This is a genomic window from Paenibacillus sp. Soil787 (genome assembly GCF_001429545.1).
Taxonomy (GTDB): domain Bacteria; phylum Bacillota; class Bacilli; order Paenibacillales; family NBRC-103111; genus Paenibacillus_E.
Genome location: NZ_LMSP01000001.1, coordinates 1,055,917 through 1,076,980, shown reverse-complemented (window position 1 = coordinate 1,076,980; position 21,064 = coordinate 1,055,917). Strand labels below are relative to the sequence as shown.

Annotated in this window: 19 protein-coding genes; 16 read left to right on the top strand and 3 right to left on the bottom strand. The window is 44.8% G+C overall.

Annotation, left to right across the window (positions count from 1 at the left end; all coding sequences use genetic code 11):
- Nucleotide 1: 1 nt before the first annotated feature.
- From ASG93_RS04400 to ASG93_RS04380, 5 genes are all read left to right on the top strand, one after another.
- Nucleotides 2-2,266, top strand: a complete 2,265-nt coding sequence (locus tag ASG93_RS04400) for a hypothetical protein (RefSeq protein ID WP_056829166.1) — start codon at nt 2-4, stop codon at nt 2,264-2,266.
- 136 nt (nt 2,267-2,402) lie between these two features.
- A complete protein-coding gene (locus tag ASG93_RS04395) occupies nt 2,403-3,302 on the top strand; it encodes an aldo/keto reductase (RefSeq protein WP_056829164.1) in 900 nt (299 codons plus the stop codon).
- Between the two features lie 33 nt (nt 3,303-3,335).
- A complete protein-coding gene (locus ASG93_RS04390; RefSeq protein ID WP_056829162.1) occupies nt 3,336-5,270 on the top strand; it encodes a hypothetical protein in 1,935 nt (644 codons plus the stop codon).
- Nucleotides 5,267-6,115, top strand: coding sequence for an amidohydrolase family protein (locus ASG93_RS04385; RefSeq protein WP_056829161.1), 849 nt, complete (start codon nt 5,267-5,269; stop codon nt 6,113-6,115). Before ASG93_RS04390 ends, ASG93_RS04385 begins: the two co-directional genes overlap by 4 nt.
- A gap of 237 nt (nt 6,116-6,352) precedes the next feature.
- A complete protein-coding gene (locus tag ASG93_RS04380) occupies nt 6,353-6,640 on the top strand; it encodes a hypothetical protein (protein WP_056829159.1) in 288 nt (95 codons plus the stop codon).
- 126 nt (nt 6,641-6,766) lie between these two features.
- Here the strand turns inward: ASG93_RS04380 and ASG93_RS34815 are convergent, their stop codons facing one another.
- Entirely contained in the window at nt 6,767-6,904 is a 138-nt protein-coding gene (locus ASG93_RS34815) for a hypothetical protein (protein WP_156410781.1), read from the bottom strand.
- A gap of 196 nt (nt 6,905-7,100) precedes the next feature.
- Between ASG93_RS34815 and ASG93_RS04375 the strand changes: the two genes are divergently transcribed.
- The 4 genes from ASG93_RS04375 to ASG93_RS04355 all read left to right on the top strand — a co-directional run bounded on the left by ASG93_RS04375 (nt 7,101) and on the right by ASG93_RS04355 (nt 10,638).
- A complete protein-coding gene (locus ASG93_RS04375) occupies nt 7,101-7,868 on the top strand; it encodes a GTP cyclohydrolase II (RefSeq protein WP_056829157.1) in 768 nt (255 codons plus the stop codon).
- Complete coding sequence (gene ribD, locus ASG93_RS04370) at nt 7,861-8,985, top strand: bifunctional diaminohydroxyphosphoribosylaminopyrimidine deaminase/5-amino-6-(5-phosphoribosylamino)uracil reductase RibD (RefSeq protein ID WP_056829155.1); 1,125 nt, start codon at nt 7,861-7,863, stop codon at nt 8,983-8,985. Before ASG93_RS04375 ends, ribD begins: the two co-directional genes overlap by 8 nt.
- Nucleotides 8,986-9,612: 627 nt before the next feature.
- The gene (locus ASG93_RS04360) at nt 9,613-9,978 is read left to right on the top strand and encodes a group I truncated hemoglobin (protein ID WP_414858836.1); all 366 of its coding nucleotides are present in this window, start codon (nt 9,613-9,615) and stop codon (nt 9,976-9,978) included.
- Between the two features lie 135 nt (nt 9,979-10,113).
- Nucleotides 10,114-10,638 carry a DoxX family membrane protein gene (locus ASG93_RS04355; RefSeq protein WP_056829150.1) on the top strand — a complete coding sequence of 175 codons (525 nt, stop codon included), beginning with the start codon at nt 10,114-10,116 and terminating at the stop codon, nt 10,636-10,638.
- Nucleotides 10,639-10,739: 101 nt separating this feature from the next.
- Here ASG93_RS04355 and ASG93_RS04350 read toward each other — a convergent pair whose 3' ends face one another.
- Nucleotides 10,740-11,462, bottom strand: coding sequence for a Crp/Fnr family transcriptional regulator (locus ASG93_RS04350; RefSeq protein WP_056829148.1), 723 nt, complete (start codon nt 11,460-11,462; stop codon nt 10,740-10,742).
- Nucleotides 11,463-11,633: 171 nt separating this feature from the next.
- Here ASG93_RS04350 and ASG93_RS04345 point away from each other — a divergent pair, with 171 nt between their 5' ends.
- The 7 genes from ASG93_RS04345 to pflA all read left to right on the top strand — a co-directional run bounded on the left by ASG93_RS04345 (nt 11,634) and on the right by pflA (nt 20,579).
- Nucleotides 11,634-12,245, top strand: coding sequence for a molybdenum cofactor guanylyltransferase (locus tag ASG93_RS04345; RefSeq protein WP_235550715.1), 612 nt, complete (start codon nt 11,634-11,636; stop codon nt 12,243-12,245).
- 107 nt (nt 12,246-12,352) lie between these two features.
- On the top strand, nt 12,353-12,508 hold the full coding sequence (locus ASG93_RS34810) for a cytochrome c oxidase subunit 2A (RefSeq protein ID WP_156410780.1): 156 nt from the start codon (nt 12,353-12,355) through the stop codon (nt 12,506-12,508).
- Between the two features lie 27 nt (nt 12,509-12,535).
- Nucleotides 12,536-13,006, top strand: a complete 471-nt coding sequence (locus tag ASG93_RS04340; RefSeq protein WP_056829146.1) for a cytochrome c oxidase subunit II — start codon at nt 12,536-12,538, stop codon at nt 13,004-13,006.
- Between the two features lie 32 nt (nt 13,007-13,038).
- The gene (locus ASG93_RS04335) at nt 13,039-14,703 is read left to right on the top strand and encodes a cbb3-type cytochrome c oxidase subunit I (RefSeq protein ID WP_056829144.1); all 1,665 of its coding nucleotides are present in this window, start codon (nt 13,039-13,041) and stop codon (nt 14,701-14,703) included.
- Nucleotides 14,704-14,933: 230 nt separating this feature from the next.
- Nucleotides 14,934-17,540, top strand: a complete 2,607-nt coding sequence (gene adhE, locus ASG93_RS04330; RefSeq protein WP_056829142.1) for a bifunctional acetaldehyde-CoA/alcohol dehydrogenase — start codon at nt 14,934-14,936, stop codon at nt 17,538-17,540.
- 26 nt (nt 17,541-17,566) lie between these two features.
- On the top strand, nt 17,567-19,825 hold the full coding sequence (gene pflB / locus ASG93_RS04325; RefSeq protein ID WP_056829139.1) for a formate C-acetyltransferase: 2,259 nt from the start codon (nt 17,567-17,569) through the stop codon (nt 19,823-19,825).
- Between the two features lie 22 nt (nt 19,826-19,847).
- Nucleotides 19,848-20,579 carry a pyruvate formate-lyase-activating protein gene (pflA, locus tag ASG93_RS04320; protein WP_056829136.1) on the top strand — a complete coding sequence of 244 codons (732 nt, stop codon included), beginning with the start codon at nt 19,848-19,850 and terminating at the stop codon, nt 20,577-20,579.
- A 112-nt stretch (nt 20,580-20,691) separates the two neighbouring features.
- Here the strand turns inward: pflA and ASG93_RS04315 are convergent, their stop codons facing one another.
- Complete coding sequence (locus ASG93_RS04315; protein ID WP_056829134.1) at nt 20,692-20,895, bottom strand: hypothetical protein; 204 nt, start codon at nt 20,893-20,895, stop codon at nt 20,692-20,694.
- Nucleotides 20,896-21,064: the final 169 nt, after the last annotated feature.

Sequence of the window (21,064 nt, the reverse complement as noted above, 5' to 3'; positions counted from 1 at the left end):
TATGGAGCTTCGCGAACGGTTTTTCGAACAATTTAATCTATGTCTAGATGCTGTTATAACACCATTTAAAGCTTCACATCCAGTAGATTCACAAAGTATCTGTCTTGTGGATCAGGACTTACAGCGCCACAAAACTAATTATAATGGAGCAGAATGGGAAGTAACTTCCGAGATTTCGCTTGTGCAAGATTGTAAAGATGCAGTGGATCTAGACGTGTCATTCCGAGTATGTGAAGGATATTCTGAAAATACGAATGTGGCTATACGTTTAAATTTCGATAAATGGTCAACCGACAATTATGTCCTGATGCCTTCAGCGGTATACAATGGCAATCGTTTTGAGGTCAGAAAAATAGGGTATCCGCCTCAATTGTGTGAGGAAAAGGATCTTGGCGCGGATGTACCTACGATAATTTCCGATGTTCCAAGGCTAAATATCGGTGAAGAACAGTCGAGAATTCAACTTCTGACAGGAGATCTCGCAACACCGGCAGTTGGCTTTGCAGATTTTCAAAGTAAACAGGGATTCTGGCTTCTGACTGAGCAGGGTACGATTGTTGGTGACTCGGGCATTACAATGGAAGAAGATGCTGCAAATCAGATATGCGCAATTTCGATTTCAGCTCCTGGTGTCCGAGAAGATGTCAGGTATACGGTTTGTGATACAAATTATCCTTCTGAAGATAACGGTGCAGACTTCAAAGAAGGGGATACAGTCCATCTAAAGATGAGACTATTCTTTTTCAAATGTGAGGATGTCCAAGCTATATTCGACTATTTCACTGAAATTAGAAAGGATCTAACGGGAGAAGTTACGTTAAGACATGAACTGCCTTTTTCAGGTGCGTGGGAAATTCAAGAGAATAAATATAATGAACAGAACTGGGTGGAGCAATATGGCTATTACTCGGTTGGTACGTTGGAAGGTGTCCATCAAGACTGGCAGATCGGATGGGTTGGAGGTCTTATGGCCACATACCCGATGCTTGTTGAAGGCTCGAGCCTTACTAGAGAAAGAGCGTTGCGAAATTTTGACTTTGTATTCAATGGAGGTCAAGATGAATCAGGATTTTTTCACGGCTGTTGGCACAAAGGCAGCTGGTATGGCGACCATTTTACAAACTTAGATGAAAAGTGGCATTTGATTCGTAAAAGCAGTGATGCTTTGTACTATATCATCAAACAATTCATGCTTATCAGCAAGATGGAGCCAGCTCGAGCAATACCTGAGAAATGGACGGATGGCACGAGGAAATGTGCCGATGCCTTTGTGAAGCTGTGGACGAGATATCGGCAGTTTGGGCAATTTATAGATACGGAAACAGGTGAAATCATCATCGGAGGATCTGCCAGTGCCGGAATAGCTCCAGCTGGTCTTGCGTTAGCTTATCAATTCTTCGGGGAACAGAAATATCTCGATACAGCAGAAGAAGCTGCCATCTATTATTACGATCATTTTGTTAAAAAGGGATATACAACTGGAGGTCCAGGGGAAATATTGCAGTGTCCGGACAGTGAATCTGCTTTTGGGCTATTAGAGTCGTTTGTCGTCTTATATGAGGTTATAGGAGAAAAAAAGTGGCTTGAAAAAGCTGTTGATATGGCTAACCAATGTTTCACATGGTGTGTTTCTTATGATTTTGAATTTCCCAAGGAGTCGACTTTCGGTAAATTGACTATGCGTTCAGCAGGCTCCGTATATGCCAATGTTCAAAATAAGCATGGCTCACCAGGCATATGCACGCTTTCAGGAGATTCGCTTTTCAAGCTTTACCGTTATACAGGTAATTTGAAATACTTGGAGCTCATCCAGGAAATTTCGCACAACCTGACTCAATATTTATCGAGAGAAGACAGACCCATCCTTGCCTCTAACGGTAAAGCTATGCCTGCAGGATGGATGAATGAACGGGTCGAAATGAGCGATTGGCTGGAGCCAGTAGGAGAGATCTTCTATGGTTCGTGTTGGTGTGAGGTTTCAAACATGCTGACCTATGCAGAAGTTCCAGGACTGTATGTGCAAACAGATAGCGGCTTTGTTGCTGCTATGGATCATATTGACTATGAAGTTAAAGAAAATACAGATGATAGATTGGTTCTAAACGTCATAAATCCGACTTGTTTTAAGGCGAAAATAAAAGTTTTCGAAGAGACATCTTCGTCGATGGATCGTATTTTAGGTCAGAATGCTTTATTGGGATGCAAACATGTAGAACTTGAGCCTCAATCCTCAGTGGAGCTTGTTTTGGATAAAAATCGGATTTAAGAACTGATATCTGATTTAAGAACTTTTATTTTGCTAGTTATAGAACTGATCAATGGTATAAGAAATTGTACTTGTTTTAAGGCCTGATAGGATTAGATTATGACCAGTAAACCTTATATAGAAAGAGGAGAGAAACATGGAGTATACGACATTTGGTAAGACAGGCTTAAAGGTATCCAAATTAGGTTTGGGAGGAGCTCCGCTTGCAGGAGATTTCGGTAAGACGGATGATGGCGAAGTGCAGCGATTGATTCATGAGGCTATCGGTTCGGGTGTCAATTTCATTGATACTGCGCCTAAATACGGTAGCGGAGAATCGGAGCGACGCATTGGCAAAGCACTTAAAGGACTCAGAGATCAAATTGTCATAGCATCTAAAGCAACGCGATTCGACATGAGCTATGATTACGAAACGACCATTCGTTCTGTTGAAGAAAGCCTACAAAGGCTGGAGACAGATTATATCGATATATTGCAAATTCATGATGTAGAAACGCAGTCTTACGAGCTCATTATGAACGAGACGATACCGGCTTTGGAGAAACTGCGGCAGGACGGGAAAATCCGTTTTCTCGGTGTGTCGACGAGGGTTCTACCTTTGATGATGACCTATATGAGAACTTTGAAATTCGATGCGATTCAATTTTACGCGCGATATATGCTCATCGATCATACTGCTAAAGATGAGGTAATGCCGCTTGCTAATAAGCTGGGAATAGGTGTCATTAACGGCAGCGTCCTAGGTTTAGGCATGTTGGCAGACGCTCCTGCTCACTTCTTGGAAGAAGATGTTCGAATGAAGTCTTTAAAGCAAATTGAACAATTAGCTTTCTTACGTAAGACGGAGCCGAAAGGGTTGGTTGAGCCCGCAATGCGGTTCAGTTTAAGTAACCCTGACATTCATATTACTCTCACAGGGACAGCTTCACTTCAATCGCTGCGGACCAATTTGTCATTTTGTGACGGAAAAGGCTTGGAGCCTGAAGAACTGCACAAAGTGTATGGGCTATTTCAAGGCCAAGCGTTGTTTGATTAATCTAACGGCATGAATCGGAAGGAGAAATGTGCAATGAATTCATCTCATAATCACGAGCCGTTCGCATACGTTCGTGCCTCAGAGCGAATCGTTCCCCCGCAGTGGGCTTTACAGGAACAGCTGTTGTTTGAAACCTTAAACAAGGCTGCCAAAGAGTTCGTGGAGCGCTATACGCATCCGGACGGAACGCTTATTTGGTTCGAGCATTGGCCAGGTATGGACGGGTCGGATGATCCCTATGAAGGGTTTATGAATCTGGCTCTCCTTTATGTACTTGGAGGAAGCAGCGAGCTGCATGAGATGTCCCGCAAAATATGGGAGGGCATAACGTGGCAGTGGACGGAATACGGACAAATTCACCGTGAGTTTGATGCTTATTATGATTGGATGCATCACGGAGAAGGTTACTTGTATTTGTATTTTCTTGGGCTGGCAGGACCTGCAACACCGAAGGATCGGCAGCGGGCAAAGAAGTTCGCAGCGATGTATACGGGGGATGATGCAGAAGCGCCAAACTATGATAAGGATCTGAAGTTGATCAGATCACCGCTAACTGGCAGTCGCGGTCCTCGGTTTGAGGTTTCGGAGGAAGATTGGAGTACGCACAGGGGGATTTTGGACGATTACTTAGCTCCGTATGAAGATATTCCTGGGGTAGACTTTGCAAGCATGAAGTGCGCCTGGTCGAATGATGTGGTTTATCGTAATTTGATCGCCATGATGAATGAGCGAATGAATCGCGGTGACGTACCGCTGAATTTAAACGCAACTGGTTTGATTACCCATGCGTTCTTGCATGCTGGCGATGAGAGCTTGCGAAGCTGGGTAGTTGATTATTTGAATGCTTGGCAGGAGCGAACACGTCAGAACGGCGGTATTATCCCTGATAATGTAGGTTTAACAGGGCAAATTGGTGAGTACAACGATGGCAAATGGTGGGGAGGCTATTATGGTTGGCGTTGGCCTCATGGCTTCATGACCATCATTGAGCCATTGACGAATGCCTGTATGAATACAGTGTTGCTAACTGGAGACATGAAGGGGTTGCAGCTTGCTAGAGAGCAGCTTGATCGAAATTGGGAGCTTCGTAAGGAGCAGGATGGCAAGATAATAGTGCCTAATAAGCATTTTGATAGCGGTTGGACGGACTACAAGGAAGCGATGCCGAAATATCCGATCTACTTGTGGTCGATGTCGATGGCGGATGAAGATTTGGAGAGAATCGAACGCATTCCGAAAGATCACGACTGGAATGAAGTAATCGTACCTGCTTTTTCTGGGAGAGACCCTAAAACTGGACGGGAAACCAAACATTATATTGGCAATACGCAACCTTGGTATCAATTTATTCGCGGACTTAATCCAGATTATCCAGAGCGTATCTTAGACGCCAACTATGAGATGATAGGTAATCAACTGGCCAAAATGAGATCACCTGAAGGAGATCCGCGCAACTGGTCGGAGCACTATAATGAGGGTATTTACTCGGCCATTCATATCTGGCAAGAGATGTGTCCGCTTTATTTCGAAGGACTAGTGCAGCTGACACTTGGCGGGCCTATGCACATATCGCATGGGGGGCTGCAGCATGGACGCGTTAGATACTTTGATGCTGATGCCAAACGACCAGGGCTTCCAACCGGCGTATCCGCGTTGGTGGATAAATTGACAAAGGAATCAGTGACACTGTACTTGGTTAATACAAACCAGTTTGCAGATAGAGATTTAATTGTTCAAGCTGGTGTATTCGGGGAGCATCAATTTCTACATGGGGAAATTCTCAATGTCCAAGGTGATGTAATTGAAAAGATCGCAGTAGATCATAAATGGCTTTATGTATCTGTTCCTGCTGGAACAGGCATCACGATAAAGCTGGCGATGGAGCGCTATGTTCGAACCCCAACATACGATATGCCTTGGACGGACGCTGATAAGCATACAATCATTCGGGGGCGAGAAGTTAAATGATAATTGATGCACATCAACATTATTGGAAGCTTGCGCGTGGGGATTATGACTGGCTGACTCCGGAATCAGGAGCTGTCTTATTTCAAGATTATATGCCAGAACACTTAAAGCCGGAATTGCTGAGGTGCGGTGTAAGTGGAACAGTTCTGGTTCAAGCAGCCCAGACGATGGAAGAGACTGAATTTATGCTAGAGATTTGTAGACAAGAGGAAAATGTGCTTGGGGTGGTAGGTTGGCTTGATCTAAATGGCGTCGATTTTTCAGAACATTACCTTCGTTTTCGAGAAAACTCAGACTTTGTAGGCATCCGTCCAAACCTAAGAATACCTGAAGATGGAGATTGGTCATGTAATCTGAAGCAACTCAGTAATCTAGCTCTGCTTGCAGTGGATGGCTTTCCTATTGATCTCCTTATTGGGCCAATGGATCTACCTAATATCGTGAAGCTTCTGGAACTCCTTCCAAAACTTACAGTTGTCGTTGATCATCTTGCTTGTCCAGACATTTCAGGAAATGGGTTTGATGCTTGGGTGGAAAGCATGAATCAGATTGCTCAGTTTGAGAATACAGTATGCAAGCTGTCAGGGCTAGCAACTGGTGCTGGTGGAATGCCATGGAAGGCTGTCGATGTTGCACCTTATGTCGAGCGTATCTACGATATGTTTGGATCGGAACGAATTTTATTCGGAAGCGACTGGCCCGTTTGTTTACAAGCGGGCGGCTTCACTGAGATTTTAGAAATAGCGCATAAGGCGATGCCATCTTCGCTGACGACCCTACAAAGGAATGCTATTTTTGGAGGGAATGCCGTTCGTATATACGGATTGGATCTGAAAGAGTTATAGAGTTAGGGCATGCAGAAACAGTAGGGATTAGTTCAATGTAAACAACTAATAATGTAACCAGGTTAGTTTAACGTGTAACGATAATAGTGCATTAAACAAATGACCAGTCTAACACTTTATTTTCGTGTTTTGACTGGTCATTTGTTTATTAAGATCGTATTGTCTAAAACTTATTTTTGAAAGGCAAACGATTTTCCCGTGTAAAAAGCGCGTCATAATACGAGTGAACGTACGCCATTGTCCGGAGAATCCGTAACGCTCCGAATTGTTAATGATCGTCATGAGGTAAGCTTGTACTTCCGTGACTTGAATGGACAGTGGACCAAATTGGACCCCGGTTTCGAAATGTCCGGCTTCCATCATAATGTATTAGGCAACTTTCTAAGTCTCCGCATTGCGTTGAACGCTACCGGCGTAGGCAATGTGAAGTTTAGCGAATTTTCCTATCGGGCAGGTACTCCTGATGGCTTACAAGATGTCCGTTTTTCTAAAGCCGCAGCCAGGTATGTCCCGGCTGCTTGCTAATGCGCTGAACCGGGGATTGCGGGGGCGATTTTTTGGTCTTCGTATTTCGCGGCCATAACGCTCGTGACCTCTTCGCTAAGGTTGACTTGGTCGTATATTCTGCCTTACGTGTTCGGATTGGCGATACTAAGTCTCTTCGTAAGCTGGACGGTTGATTTCCGGGAGCTGCAGCAGGCTGAAACGGAGCGCCTCAACAGGTGCCGGCTGTGAAGCAGGGGAATAAGGCTTTTCCATTCGGCCTCGGAATGTATTTAACAAGTGCATAATCGGTCTTCATCCGATTGTGCCGGTGACCGTTCTTGCGAGCGGCATCGATCCGCTCAGCATGCGTGCTGGTCATTTATCTGTTGGTTGTTGGGAATCTGGCCCCTTGATGTTGAAAGCTACATAGCAGGGCTTTTTTTGCACATATTAAAACATGAAACATTTGCCTAATCCGCAATACAAAGGAGACTTTCTCATGCCTGCATTAAAGAGCTTTGACCCTAAAGTGATTTCGCTTTTACAAGAGAAAATAAAACTGATCAAAACGGACAAAGGAGCCATATATCTTGTCGGCCCCATTAAACTGCCGGTTAACTTACTTGGGGAAACAGCCCAGTTTAATTGGTACTGCTGGCTCAATTGCAGCGAAGTGACGGAAGATTTTGAACGTATTGTCGCCAAATTATCTGCTGCTAATTTAGCTGAATTTCAACAATCAAGTGTACTTGTCCATGGGGATTTTGAAAATGCTGATCATGCCTTGATCCGGTTTCACTCGATCTGTCATACCGGAGATATTTTTGGCAGCAAGCGATGTGACTGCGGATATCAGCTCAAACAGTCGATAAAACATATTGCCGAGCATGGAAGCGGCGCGTTATTTTATCTGGCCAATCATGAAGGAAGAGGCATCGGGCTCTTCAGCAAAGCACTCGCCTATATCCTACAGGAAAACGGATATGATACCGTGGATGCCAATCTCCAGCTTGGTTTCGTTGATGATTCCCGCGATTACAGCGATGCGATAAAGGTTTTGCAGGCGCTTCGTATAAAGCCGGTCACATTGATCACAAACAATCCAAGAAAATTAGATGCACTTAGTAAGGCAGGTCTGGATGTAGAAGATCGCGTGCAGCTTTGGGGGGATGTCTCCGAGTATAACGAGAAATATTTGAAAACGAAAATCGAGCGGTCCGGACACTTGAACGAAGGCAAAGGCGAAGGTTGTTGCAATAATGACTAATCACGAAATTTACATGAGGCTTGCCTTACAAAATGCGATGGCTATGAAAGGGCAGACAGATCCGAACCCGCTTGTTGGCTCTGTCATTGTGAATGATAACCGTATTGTAGGGGTTGGGGTTCATATGAAGGCAGGTGAACCCCATGCAGAAATTCATGCGATCCGTATGGCCGGTGAACACACCCATGGAGCAACAATCTACGTAACGCTGGAACCTTGTTCACATTACGGTAGAACCGGTCCTTGTGCTGTGGCAATTGTAAAAGCCGGTATCAAACGGGTAGTCATTGCCGCGTTGGATCCTAATCCAGTCGTATCGGGGAGGGGGGTCGCCATACTGCAGGAAGCCGGCATCGAAGTCATCGTCGGTGTATGTGAAGAAGAATCCCGTAAAATGAATGAGGTTTTCAATAAATTTATCGTCCAGCAGACGCCATTTGTAACCCTAAAATCCGCTGTCACGATGGATGGGAAGATTGCAAGTTTTTCATCGGATAGCAAATGGATTACCTCCGATTTAGCGCGCGAGGACGTCCATATGCTTCGAAATCAGAACGCCGCGATCCTTGTTGGCGTCAACACCGTTATCAAGGACGATCCAGAGCTTACAACAAGATTGCCTAACGGTAGGAATCCTATACGCGTGATCCTGGATTCCACTTTGCGTTTGCCTCTTGAAGCAAAGGTGGTATCCGATGGACAAGCCCCAACATGGGTTTTTACGACAAAGTCTCATGAGCCTGAAAAGAGAAAAACACTGGAGTCAGCCGGTGTCCATATATTTGTAACAGAACAGTCCGGCAGGGTCAATCCATCCGAGGTTCTTCAAGTACTAGGTAAGCAGTTGATCTCTTCTCTATTGATTGAAGGCGGCAGCGAAATCAATGCCTCATTTTTTGAAAATAAGCTTGTAGATAAAATGATTATTTACATGGCCCCCAAATTAATTGGCGGCAGGAATGCGCCGACGTTTCTAGAAGGAACCGGAATTGAGAAAATGAGCGACGCTGTAGAGCTATCCGATGTAAGCGTGCAATCTTTGGGCAAAGATTTTAAATTTACTGGATATCCGGTATATAAAGAGGGATATTCGGATTCGATATTGATGACACACTGATCAATTTGCGTTTAGGACTATCCATGTTCTGCCTATTCATTTTTAACAGTGGTAACTTTGTTCTCCCTTCCATGATCATCATTCTCATCGTAAGAGCGAATGATTACGATTGGGATGGTCATTTTGGGAACCATGATGACAAGATTTATTCCATTTGGAGGAATCATATTGACTTTCGAATCAGATTTCTAACTAGACTTTCGACGATTATATCTCTAATATTGTTGTTTTCCTCCTCCAAAATGTGAATAATATATTGTTCATTCGGTTTAGAAGCTCTGAAAATTACGTTTTTTTTATCTATTAGAATTACGTCATGGCCACAATCCTTAAGACATTGTTCATAATCATTCAAAGTTGGCTTTTGATTCTCCTCCAAGAAAATAATGCCCCTTAAAAGGGAACTTTTATCATGGTGGATTACTTTAAAATGAACGGTGAATTCTCTTTTCATAAATAGAATCATCTCCCTGTTCTCACACTAGATTAATTTTAAGTTCATTATAAATAAGATGATTGCGGGAAGCTGTGATATTTATTACACCTGTCAATAACGTACAGTGAATAAAACGTTCGTCTTAAGCGAATTATATGGTTGATAATTATTGGCAGGAGGGGGATGTAAGTTTGCAAACCCAAGAAACGCTTTATGATAAATTAGGCGGGGAAGAGGTAATCTCCAAGGTGGTGGATTATTTTTACACGCTGGTTCTAGCAGATAAAACTGTCGAAAAGTTTTTCCTTAACACGGATATGGAGAAACAACGGAAGCATCAAACCAAGTTTATTAGCTTCGCATTAGGTGGTCCTAACCAATATTCAGGATCATCCATGTCAAAAGCACATGAGGGTATGAATATTCAACCCGAACATTTTTCTGCCATTGTAAAGCACCTACATGACGCGCTTGCTCATTTTCAAGTAGATGAATCAGATATCAAAGAAGCCCTAAGTCATGTTGCACCTTTAAGAGATGATATTCTTTTCAAATGAAAAGTAAAGGAATGGGAGCTAAATGACCCGTTCTTTTTTGATTTGGAAGAATATTCATCAAAGTGACTTTTCTCACATACACTTCATTTTCTTCGACCTATAATAAAATCATAAAGGACGAAGGAGATGGTTCAAATGATGAAATGGTTAAGGGAAAATAATTACGCTGCAATGCTGTTAACGATCATCCGTTTGTATGTCGGTTGGGAATGGATGCTAGCTGGATGGCACAAAATCACAGGTGAAAAAGCTTTCGACGCTACAGGATATCTAAAAGGAGCAATTGCTAAGCCTGTTCTTGAGAGTGGAACAACAGATATGGTTTATGCGAATTATGTTGCTTTCTTGAAAAATTTCGCTCTTCCGCATATTGGGTGGTTTAATGTCATGGTTCCTTGGGGTGAGCTCTTGGTTGGTTTGGGCCTACTGATAGGTGCGTTGACTACAGCAGCAATTTTCTTCGGCTTAATGATGAATTTTATGTATATGTTTGCTGGAACGGTCAGCGCGAATCCATGGTTAATACTCCTGGGATTTTTCATCATAGCGGCTGGCGCTAATGCAGGTAAATTTGGTGTGGACCATATGATCCTTCCCTACCTGCACAAATGGTTTGATAAGATCTTAGAACGATGCCATTTAAAACCTAAATTGAGATAAGATGAGGGCATAATCCAATGTTAAATAGTGATAACACCTGTTCTTCTACTCCGTAATCTGAGAGTAAGAATAGGTGTTTATTTATGTTTAGCATGCAGTGCTTACATTCTACAGATGTCTTTAGGGCAACTTTCGCAATGGCAAATATTCTGAAGATACGATAGATCTTTTACAAGGATATGATTATTTTCGATGTGGATGGCATTTGCTCTCCGAAGCTCACTTAGCATTCGATTTACACTCTCTCGCGTAGCCCCGATCATATCAGCAAGTTCTGTATGGGTATGCGTCTTTGTGATTAAAATGTGGTTGCCTTGCTCTTTACCATAGGAGTTAGTAAGTCTGATAAGAAGCGAACATAAGGCGCCATGTTTACCAAACATCATCAAATCGCGGAACTTGGTCTGCGTCATACGATGGACAAGTCCCATCCATTTCATGAATTCAACAGCTAGATCTCCATTTTGCCAGAGCAATACCTCTAAATCCTTCTGCAAAATAACCCCGATGACACTATCCTCGATTACCTCTGCATTGAAGATATGAGTGGATTGGCAAAAAGGGTCAACTTGACCAAATAGATCGCCTTCCTGATACATGTACAAAATAAAGTGCCTTCCTTCATCCGTAGACTTTGTCATTTTAACTCGTCCGCTCTTGATAAAGTATAACTTGTCAGCGATGTCTCCCTCCCAGAAGAGACGCGACCCCTTTGTGACTTTTGACTCGTACATGATTTGCTGTAGTTTAGCTAGATTATCGGCAGAAAGGCATTCTGTATTCCGGACACCCACTTCTTCATGCAAAGAAACTCTTTCGTTCATTCGTCTCATCCCTCCAATTCCCAAATCAGCTTATATAGTATATCTCTTTTTTTAAATCGTTCGATGTGATTTGTGTCACAACAGGTATTACGGGAGTGTGACATTTTTCACTTACAGGCGAAGTTATTTTGTCTAAAGTGGACCTATACAAGAATTTGAAAAGGAGAAGTGATGGGTATGCTTTCAGGAGTTATTTTGGCTGGTGGAGCTAACCGTCGAATGAATGGAGAACTGAAGGCATTGCTTCCGTTTGGCGGAAAGCCTCTTATTGTCCGACAAATAGATAGTATGAGGGAAATATGCGATGAGTTGATTATTGTTACCAATGATCCCAAGCCCTATCTAAACAAAGTCGATCGTTCCGTTCGTATTATTACGGATTTTTTTGCAGGTCATGGGCCTCTTGGCGGTATGCACGCCGCATTATCTCTAGCTAAACATACTTCCGTCTGGGTAGTTGGGTGCGATATGCCCTTTATATCTAGTAAAGCCGCTCAGTTGATGTTGCAAAGAAAGCTGGATGGATTTGAGGCCGTTGTTCCCTTGGTGGCCGGCGAGCTTTATCCATTGCATGGCATTTATGATCGAACCTGTGCGTCCTACATCGTACCTCTATTACATCAAGGGGAAACCAAAGTTTCAGCCTTGCTAAACCGTGTTTTTTGGAGCGAGCTAGGGGATCGTTTCTTACTTGAGAATGGCGTTGATTTGAATTTTGTTTCCAATATCAAGACGTTTGAGGACTATGAGGCCATACAGTACTTGGAAAATCAACAGAAGTAACGAATTGTTCATGATTACCATTGGAGATCGTGAGAAAAGTCACAGTGAAGGAAGGGGGAATTTAATAAGATCAACGCAAGGAGTTCACACAACAGGGGGTGTTTGGTATGAGTAGCCGAAAAGAAGATGCACAAGGTTCTGAAATCACTAAAACAGATCATGAACCTTCCCTAAATGGAACCTTTGCCTCGGTTTTGCTATTAGGACTCTTCTTGGTTATCAGTTGGGTCGCGGTATTTATTCTTTTTATATCCAGACAGTAAAACACAATGTAAAGGGTGGTCTAGATTATGCATATCCATAAACTCGAAAAAATCTGGTTAACCATTGGGATCGTCATGCTGTTTGTATTTCTAGCTGTGCTGGGGGTCTCAGCATTTGCAATGGGAGTCAAGCCTCCAAGTGCGCATCACCATCAGATTGATCCTGCTAAGGTGACGGAAACCGAGCCTTTCGATAAGCCTGGACTGCACCTCATCGATGACAATAAGTATGAGGCGGTCATGACAGCATTTACGTTCGGCTATGCGCCGGATAAGATGGAAATTCCTGTAGGAGCGACTATCAACTTTATAGTAACAACGCAAGATGTGGTACACGGCTTTGAGATTCCTGGCACGAACATCAACATGATGCTTGTTCCCGGAGAAGTTAGTCACGTAAGCCACACATTTACGAAACCGGGTGAATACTTGATCCTGTGCAATGAATATTGCGGCGGTGCACATGAATTTATGAAAACAACCATTATCGTTAAATAATAGAAGATTAGGGTGGAAAGGTGGAAGACAACGTGAGAACGGGACATTTATCGTTGAAGTCTCATAAATTTGATCTCAAGGATGGTAAGCTTGTTGTCGCCTATATCCTTGTAGCATTCATAGCGCTGCTCATCGGCGGTATTGCAGGACTACTTCAAACGATGGTGAAGAGCGGAACGATTAATTTACCTTATGGAATTGGTTATTACGAGCTGTTAACCGCGCACGGGGTTTTGATGGCGATTGTGTTTACAACGTATTTTATTATCGGCTTTATTTATTCTGGCATGTCCTATACGTTAGGTGGCAAACTGCTTCCAGTGGTTCATAGAATGGGGTGGGCTGGATTTGTTTTCATGACAGCAGGGACCATTCTTGGAGTTGTCATGGTATTAACAGGAAAGGCTAGCGTACTGTACACCTTCTATGCACCTTTGAAAGCATCCCCCTACTTTTATATAGGTTTAGCGATGCTGGTGGTAGGAAGCTGGATCAGCGGTTGGGGCATTTTTTATCAGTATAAATATTGGAAAAGGACACATGCAGGCAAGCTGTCTCCGCTATTCGCCTTTATGTCTGTTGTGACGTTCCTGATGTGGCAAATCGCAACAATCGGGGTTGCGGCGGAGGTGTTGATTCAACTCATTCCTTGGTCCTTCGGCTGGGTGGAAACCATTAATGTGATGTTGAGCCGAACTTTGTTCTGGTACTTCGGACATCCACTGGTTTATTTCTGGCTAATGCCGGCTTATATTTGCTGGTATGTGATAATTCCGAAAATTATTGGAGGCAAAATATACAGCGATGCGCTCGCCAGACTCTCCTTTATTCTCTTGTTATTATTCTCGATTCCGGTAGGCTTTCACCATCAGTTAATGGAGCCCGGTATTAGTTCTTTTTGGAAATACTTACAGGTCATATTGACATTTATGGTGGTCATTCCGTCTCTTATGACGGTATTCTCTCTATTTGCGACTTTTGAGCTGAATGGTCGTGCTCTAGGGGCAAAGGGGCTATTCGGGTGGGTGAAAAAGATGCCCTGGAAGGATGTCCGATTCTTCGCTCCTTTCATGGGAATGCTGATCTTTATCCCTGCTGGAGCAGGCGGTCTGATCAACGCAAGTAATCAAATGAATGCCGTTATTCATAATACCTTATGGGTTACCGGGCACTTTCACTTAACGGTTGCGACAAGTGTCGCGCTGACATTCTTTGGGATTACATATTGGTTAATCCCAGTTGTTACCGGACGTGTGTTAACAGCCCGAATGAATAAATTAGGCATTATCCAAACCATCATATGGTGTGTGGGCATGTTCTTCATGTCAGGTGCTATGCATCTAGTCGGATTGTTCGGCGCACCGAGGCGAACAGCTTTCACGAACTATGAAGGAAGTGCCGATGCAGCGGGCTGGATGCCGTATTACGTCTTCATGGCAATTGGCGGAACCGTGTTATTCATCGGTGTGCTGCTTATGGTCTATAACGTCTTTGCCTTGTTGCGTGCGCCTAAAGGGGAGACCGAGTATCCGATAGGCGAGGCTATGGAATCAGCGGAAGCAACGCCGGCCTATTTGGATCGTTGGCGGATTTGGATCACGGTATCGATTCTGTTAATATTGTTTGCTTATACAATACCACTGATGGATATGATCATAAATCCAGCCCCGGGTTCAAAAGGTTTCATCACTTGGTAATCAACGAAATGCAGGGTGGCAGCAGGCGGCAATTTTATGAAAATAGAACTGCCGCTTTACTTGTAAATTAGAATGTGAAATTATTCACAAAACAGTCAAGGAAGAAATCGCTTTAACTTTTCGTATTGTGATTTTTATCATAGTTAGGGTACCTGATTAAGCTTAATCTAAGGGTAGAAACAACAAGTTAACGGCTTCACATGGAATGAAAATAAAGGAGTGATAGAATCATGACAACCAAAGAAGCGAAGATGAATGAACGGATTTCAGCGCAAGAGGAAGTGGGCCGGCTGGTGGCCAGAGCGAAAGAAGCACAGCAGCAATTTCTAAAGCTGGATCAAGATCAGGTAGACCATATCATTCAGCAAATGGCATTAGCCGGCATCGATAGGCACATGGTTCTCGCTAAGCTTGCTGTGGAGGAAACCGGCCGTGGTGTGTATGAAGATAAAATTACCAAAAATTTATTCGCTACTGAATATATTTATCACAGTATCAAAAATAACAAGACGGTCGGTGTGATTGAGGAAAACGCGTATGAGAACTACCGAATGGTGGCTGAGCCCGTGGGCATTATCGCTGGTGTTACGCCTGTCACGAATCCGACTTCGACGACGATGTTCAAGTCATTAATTGCGACAAAAACTCGCAACCCGATCATCTTCGCCTTCCATCCATCTGCGCAGCAATCAAGTGCTTCGGCAGCAGCGACTTTACTGGATGCGGCAGTTAAGGCCGGCGCACCAGAGCATTGTATTCAATGGGTGAAGCACCCATCTGTGGAAGCTACCCAGCTGCTGATGAATCATCCCGATGTGGCGCTTGTTCTAGCTACGGGAGGCTCTTCAATGGTGAAAGCAGCCTATAGCACCGGCAAGCCAGCCTTGGGCGTCGGACCTGGCAATGTTCCTTGCTTCATAGAGAAGACAGCGAATTTGCCGCAGGCTGTGAATGACTTGATCCTATCTAAGACCTTTGATAACGGCATGATTTGCGCCTCCGAACAAGCAGTCATTATTGAGGAATCGCTCTACGCGGAAACAAAAAAATTGATGACAGAGCAGGGCTGTTACTTTTTAAATAAAGAAGAAACGGAAGCTGTCTCCAAATTAGTGATTAACAGTGAGAAATGTGCGGTTAACGCGGTTATTGTCGGTCAATCTTCTGTGAAAATAGCCGAGATGGCTGGGATTAAGGTGCCTATGGCAACGAAGATACTGGTCGCAGAGCTAGCCGGCGTCGGTGAGGCATTCCCGTTATCAGCTGAAAAGCTAAGCCCTGTGCTCGCTTGTTACAAAGTGAAGAACGCGGAGCAAGGCATTGACCGGGCTGTGGAAGTGGTGAAATTCGGCGGCATGGGACATTCCTCTGTCATTCACTCACAGAATCCGGAGGTCATCCAGGCGTTCGCAGGTAAGCTTCAAACAGGACGTGTCATTGTTAACTCACCTTCCACGCATGGCGCTATCGGGGACATTTATAATACGAACTTGCCTTCCTTAACACTAGGCTGCGGCTCATATGGTCATAACTCCACAACCTCTAACGTGAGCGCCGTGAATCTGATCAATGTGAAGCGGGTTGCTTACCGCACCGTCAATATGCAGTGGTTCAAGATACCGCCGAAGATTTATTTTGAAAAGGGAGCTACTCAGTATTTAGAAAAAATGCCGGACATTACACGGGTCATGATTGTCACGGATCCCATGATGGTGAAGCTCGGTTACGTAGAGCGCGTTGAATATTACCTCCGCAAGCGACAACTGCCTGTGTATATCGAAGTGTTTTCCGATGTGGAACCTGATCCGTCCGTTGAAACAGTAGAACGCGGTCGGGCACAGATGGCAAGCTTCCAGCCGGATTGCATTATCGCCTTGGGCGGCGGGTCACCGATGGATGCGGCTAAAGCGATGTGGCTGTTCTACGAATACCCAGATACCAGCTTTGATGCCTTAAAGCAAAAATTCATGGATATCCGTAAACGGGTTTACAAATATCCGCGTCTGGGACGCAAAGCGAAATTTGTAGCCATTCCTACGACATCGGGGACAGGTTCGGAAGTGACGTCTTTCGCCGTAATTACAGATAAAGAGAAGGGCAATACCAAGTACCCGCTTGCTGATTATGAGCTTACACCGGATGTTGCCATTATTGATCCTGATTATGTATACAGCTTGCCGAAGACCGCGGTAGCCGACACCGGTATGGATGTCCTAACTCATGCTATTGAAGCGTATGTGTCTGTGATGGCGAACGATTATTCTGACGGATTAGCGATGAAAGCCATCCAATTAGTGTTCCAAAACTTAGAGAAATCGTATGCCACAGGAGATCCTCTTGCACGTGAGAAGATGCATAATGCCTCAACAATAGCCGGTATGGCCTTTGCGAATGCTTTCCTTGGTATTAATCACAGCTTGGCGCATAAATGGGGCGGCGAATATCACACAGCTCATGGACGTACCAACGCGATTCTGATGCCGCATGTCATTCGCTATAATGCTCAAAAGCCGACGAAGTTCACTTCGTTCCCGAAATACGATCACTTCGTAGCGGATCAACGCTACGCAGAAATCGCCCGCATGCTGGGACTTCCCGCTAAGACAACCGAAGAAGGCGTGAACAGCCTTATCGAGGCGATCCGCAAGCTAAACAAAATCCTCGGTATTCCGGAGAAATTTCAGGATCTTGGGTTCCAGGCGGAGCAATTCGAGACGCGTGTAGATTACTTGGCGGATCGCGCGTTTGAAGATCAGTGTACAACAGCGAATCCTCGGATGCCGTTAGTGACTGAGCTGGCTGACGTGTATCGAAATGCTTTTTACGGTAAGTTTTAATCGTGCATAATTAAGGAGGCTTCATCATGGCGACACGGGAGCAAGAGATACGGATAGAGAATGGTTGGAGAGAATTTACCCAAGGGAACTGGGAAACGTCCATCGATGTAAACGACTTTATTGCTAAAAACATAACCGTCTACACAGGAGATTATGCCTTCCTGGCAGGTCCAACAGAAGCGACGAATGAGCTATGGCGGATGGTAAGTACGCTAACCCAGCAAGAGCGAGAGAACGGAGGCGTGCTGGACATTGATGTCCAGACGATCTCCACGATTACCTCCCATGCGCCAGGCTATATCGCACAGAATAAGGAGAAAATCGTAGGTCTGCAAACCGATGCTCCTTTGAAGCGTTCCGTACAACCTTTCGGCGGTATTCGGATGGTTATCGACGCTTGTGAGGCTTATGGCTTTAAGCTGCCGGAGGAAATTGTTCGGGTGTTTACCGATATTCGCAAAACGCATAACCAAGGTGTGTTCGACGCGTACACTTCCGAGATGAAAACCGCACGTAAGGCTGCTATCATTACGGGTCTGCCAGATGCTTATGGGCGCGGTCGCATTATTGGCGATTACCGACGTGTTGCTCTGTACGGTGTAGACCGGCTAATCCAAGAGAAGAAGAATGATCTTCTGCTGCTGGAAGTGGACGCGATCACAGAGGATGTCATCCGGCTGCGTGAAGAGCTATCCGAACAAATCCGCAGTCTCGGTGAATTAAAGCAGATGGCCAGAACCTACGGTTACGATATTGCGAAGGGGGCTGTTAACGCCACCGAAGCGGTGCAATGGTTGTACTTTGCTTATTTAGCAGCCATTAAGGAGCAGAATGGTGCGGCGATGAGCCTTGGTCGCGTATCAAGCTTTCTTGATATTTATATCGAACGGGATTTACGCGAGGGGACGCTGACGGAAGCAGAGGCGCAAGAGCTTGTTGACCATTTTGTCATGAAGCTTCGTATCGTCAAATTTCTGCGCACCCCTGACTATAACGAGCTTTTCAGCGGCGACCCTACCTGGGTGACAGAGTCGATTGGCGGCATGGGCATGGACGGTAGAGCGCGTGTAACGAAAAATTCGTTCCGTTTCCTGCATACTTTATATAACTTGGGCCCTGCCCCTGAACCTAATCTGACTGTTCTGTGGTCGACTCAGCTGCCGGAGGGCTTTAAGGCTTATTGTGCTAAGGTATCCGTTGAGACCAGTTCGATTCAATATGAGAATGATGATCTGATGAGGCCTTATTATGGGGATGACTACGGCATTGCTTGCTGTGTATCCGCTATGCGGGTCGGCAAGCAGATGCAATTCTTTGGCGCCCGCGCCAATTTAGCCAAAGCGCTGCTCTATGCGATTAACGGCGGAGTGGATGAGAAGCTAGGAATACAGGTAGGCCCACAATTAACACCGTTAACCTCCGAGGTTCTGAATTACGAAGAAGTGGCGGAGAGATTTGATACGGTCATGGAGTGGCTGGCGAAGCTGTATGTTAATACACTTAACGTCATTCATTATATGCATGATAAATACTGCTATGAGCGGCTGGAGATGGCTCTTCACGACCGCGAGATTATACGCACCATGGCTACTGGTATCGCAGGATTATCCGTCGTAGCTGATTCGCTTAGCGCCATTAAGTATGCGAAGGTCCGCCCGATCCGCAATGAGAAGGGCATTGCCGTCGATTTCCAAATTGAAGGCGAATACCCGCAGTATGGCAATAATGATGAGCGTGTCGATACGATTGCCGTGCAAGTAACGGAAACATTCATGAATAAGATCAGGAAGCACAAGACGTATCGCGGTTCTGTACCAACCATGTCCGTTCTAACGATTACATCCAATGTCGTGTATGGGAAAAAGACAGGAAGCACACCGGATGGCCGCAAAGCCGGAGAACCCTTCGCACCAGGCGCCAATCCTATGCATGGACGTGACCGCAAAGGTGCGTTGGCTTCATTGGCATCTGTCGCAAAGCTCCCTTACGAGCATTGCCTTGATGGCATATCCAACACGTTCTCCATCGTACCGAAGGCTCTCGGTCGTGAAGAAGAGACACGCAACTCCAATCTGGTCGCGTTGCTCGATGGCTATATGGCGAATCATGGACATCATTTGAATATTAATGTATTTGATCGATCCAAGTTGTTGGATGCTATGGAGCATCCAGAGCTCTATCCACAATTGACGATCCGTGTTTCCGGCTATGCGGTAAATTTCATCAAGCTGACCAAGGAACAGCAGCTTGATGTGATCCATCGTACTTTTCACGGCACGATGTAACGATAGAAAGGGGTGCAGACCGATGAAAGGACGCATACATTCCTTCGACACCTTTGGCACCGTTGATGGTCCGGGCATCCGCTTTGTTCTCTTCATGCAGGGCTGCGCGCTGCAGTGTAAGTACTGCCATAATCCGGATTCATGGGAGATGAATACGGGCAGGCAGATGGATGTAGAGGAGATTATGAATGAGATTGAACCTTACCTAGCGTATTATCGTCATTCAGGCGGCGGGATTACAGTAACGGGTGGGGAGCCGACTTTGCAGGCTCCTTTCCTAGCCCGTTTGTTCGCTGAGTGCAAACGGCGCTGGGGTCTGCATACCGCGCTGGATACGAATGGCTTTTGTGAGCCGAGTCATGCGCAAGAGCTTTTGAATGCGACCGATTTAGTACTACTCGATCTGAAACAGATTGATCCTGCTAAGCACGTTGCCCTTACGGCACAGCCTAACGATCGTATCAAGCGCTTTGCTGAACATCTGAGTGAGATCGATAAGCCTGTTTGGATTCGTCATGTGCTTGTACCCGGATGGACGGATGACTACAAGGATCTAATCGAGCTGGGCATGTTCATCGGTTCATTGCGTAATGTTAGTAAATTTGAACTGCTGCCCTATCACAGAATGGGCGTCTACAAATGGCAGCAAATGGGGAAGGAATACCCGCTCGAACAATGTCCTACGCCAACAGATCAGGAGGTAGCCCGAGCGAGGAGACTCATTGAGATGGGCGTTCTTGCATGGCTTAAATAGCAATTTGCATATAGTAAAGAGGCGTTCCATCTTGCCTGATCTCATTTTAAAATAAAAACCAGTAGTGCCGGAGATATGCCAGCATTACTGGTTATATGGTTTTGCAGGGGAGTCATAGCAGGTACTCCTCCTGAAGGCCAGCTTGATGAAGATACTTCATCGCAGTCATATTGTCCGTCTGTGGTTCGAATTGCTGTTGTGTAATTTGTTCATCCTGATCTTGTATCCCACCAACTCTTTCAGCAAATAACTTGCCATACTCGCAGCAGAAATCATCTCGCAATTCTTCTAAATTTTCGTTATACAGGGTTGTCATAGTAACCACTCCTTCTCATTTGGTATGATTTCATTATATATCTTGCCTATGTGTATGTATGTGATATTTTTCACATAGTTATCTGCTCCATGTGTATATTTCTTGTCACCATAGCAGCAACTCTTCGAATGAATGTGATAGGGGTCACAATATCAGTCGTTCCCAGCAA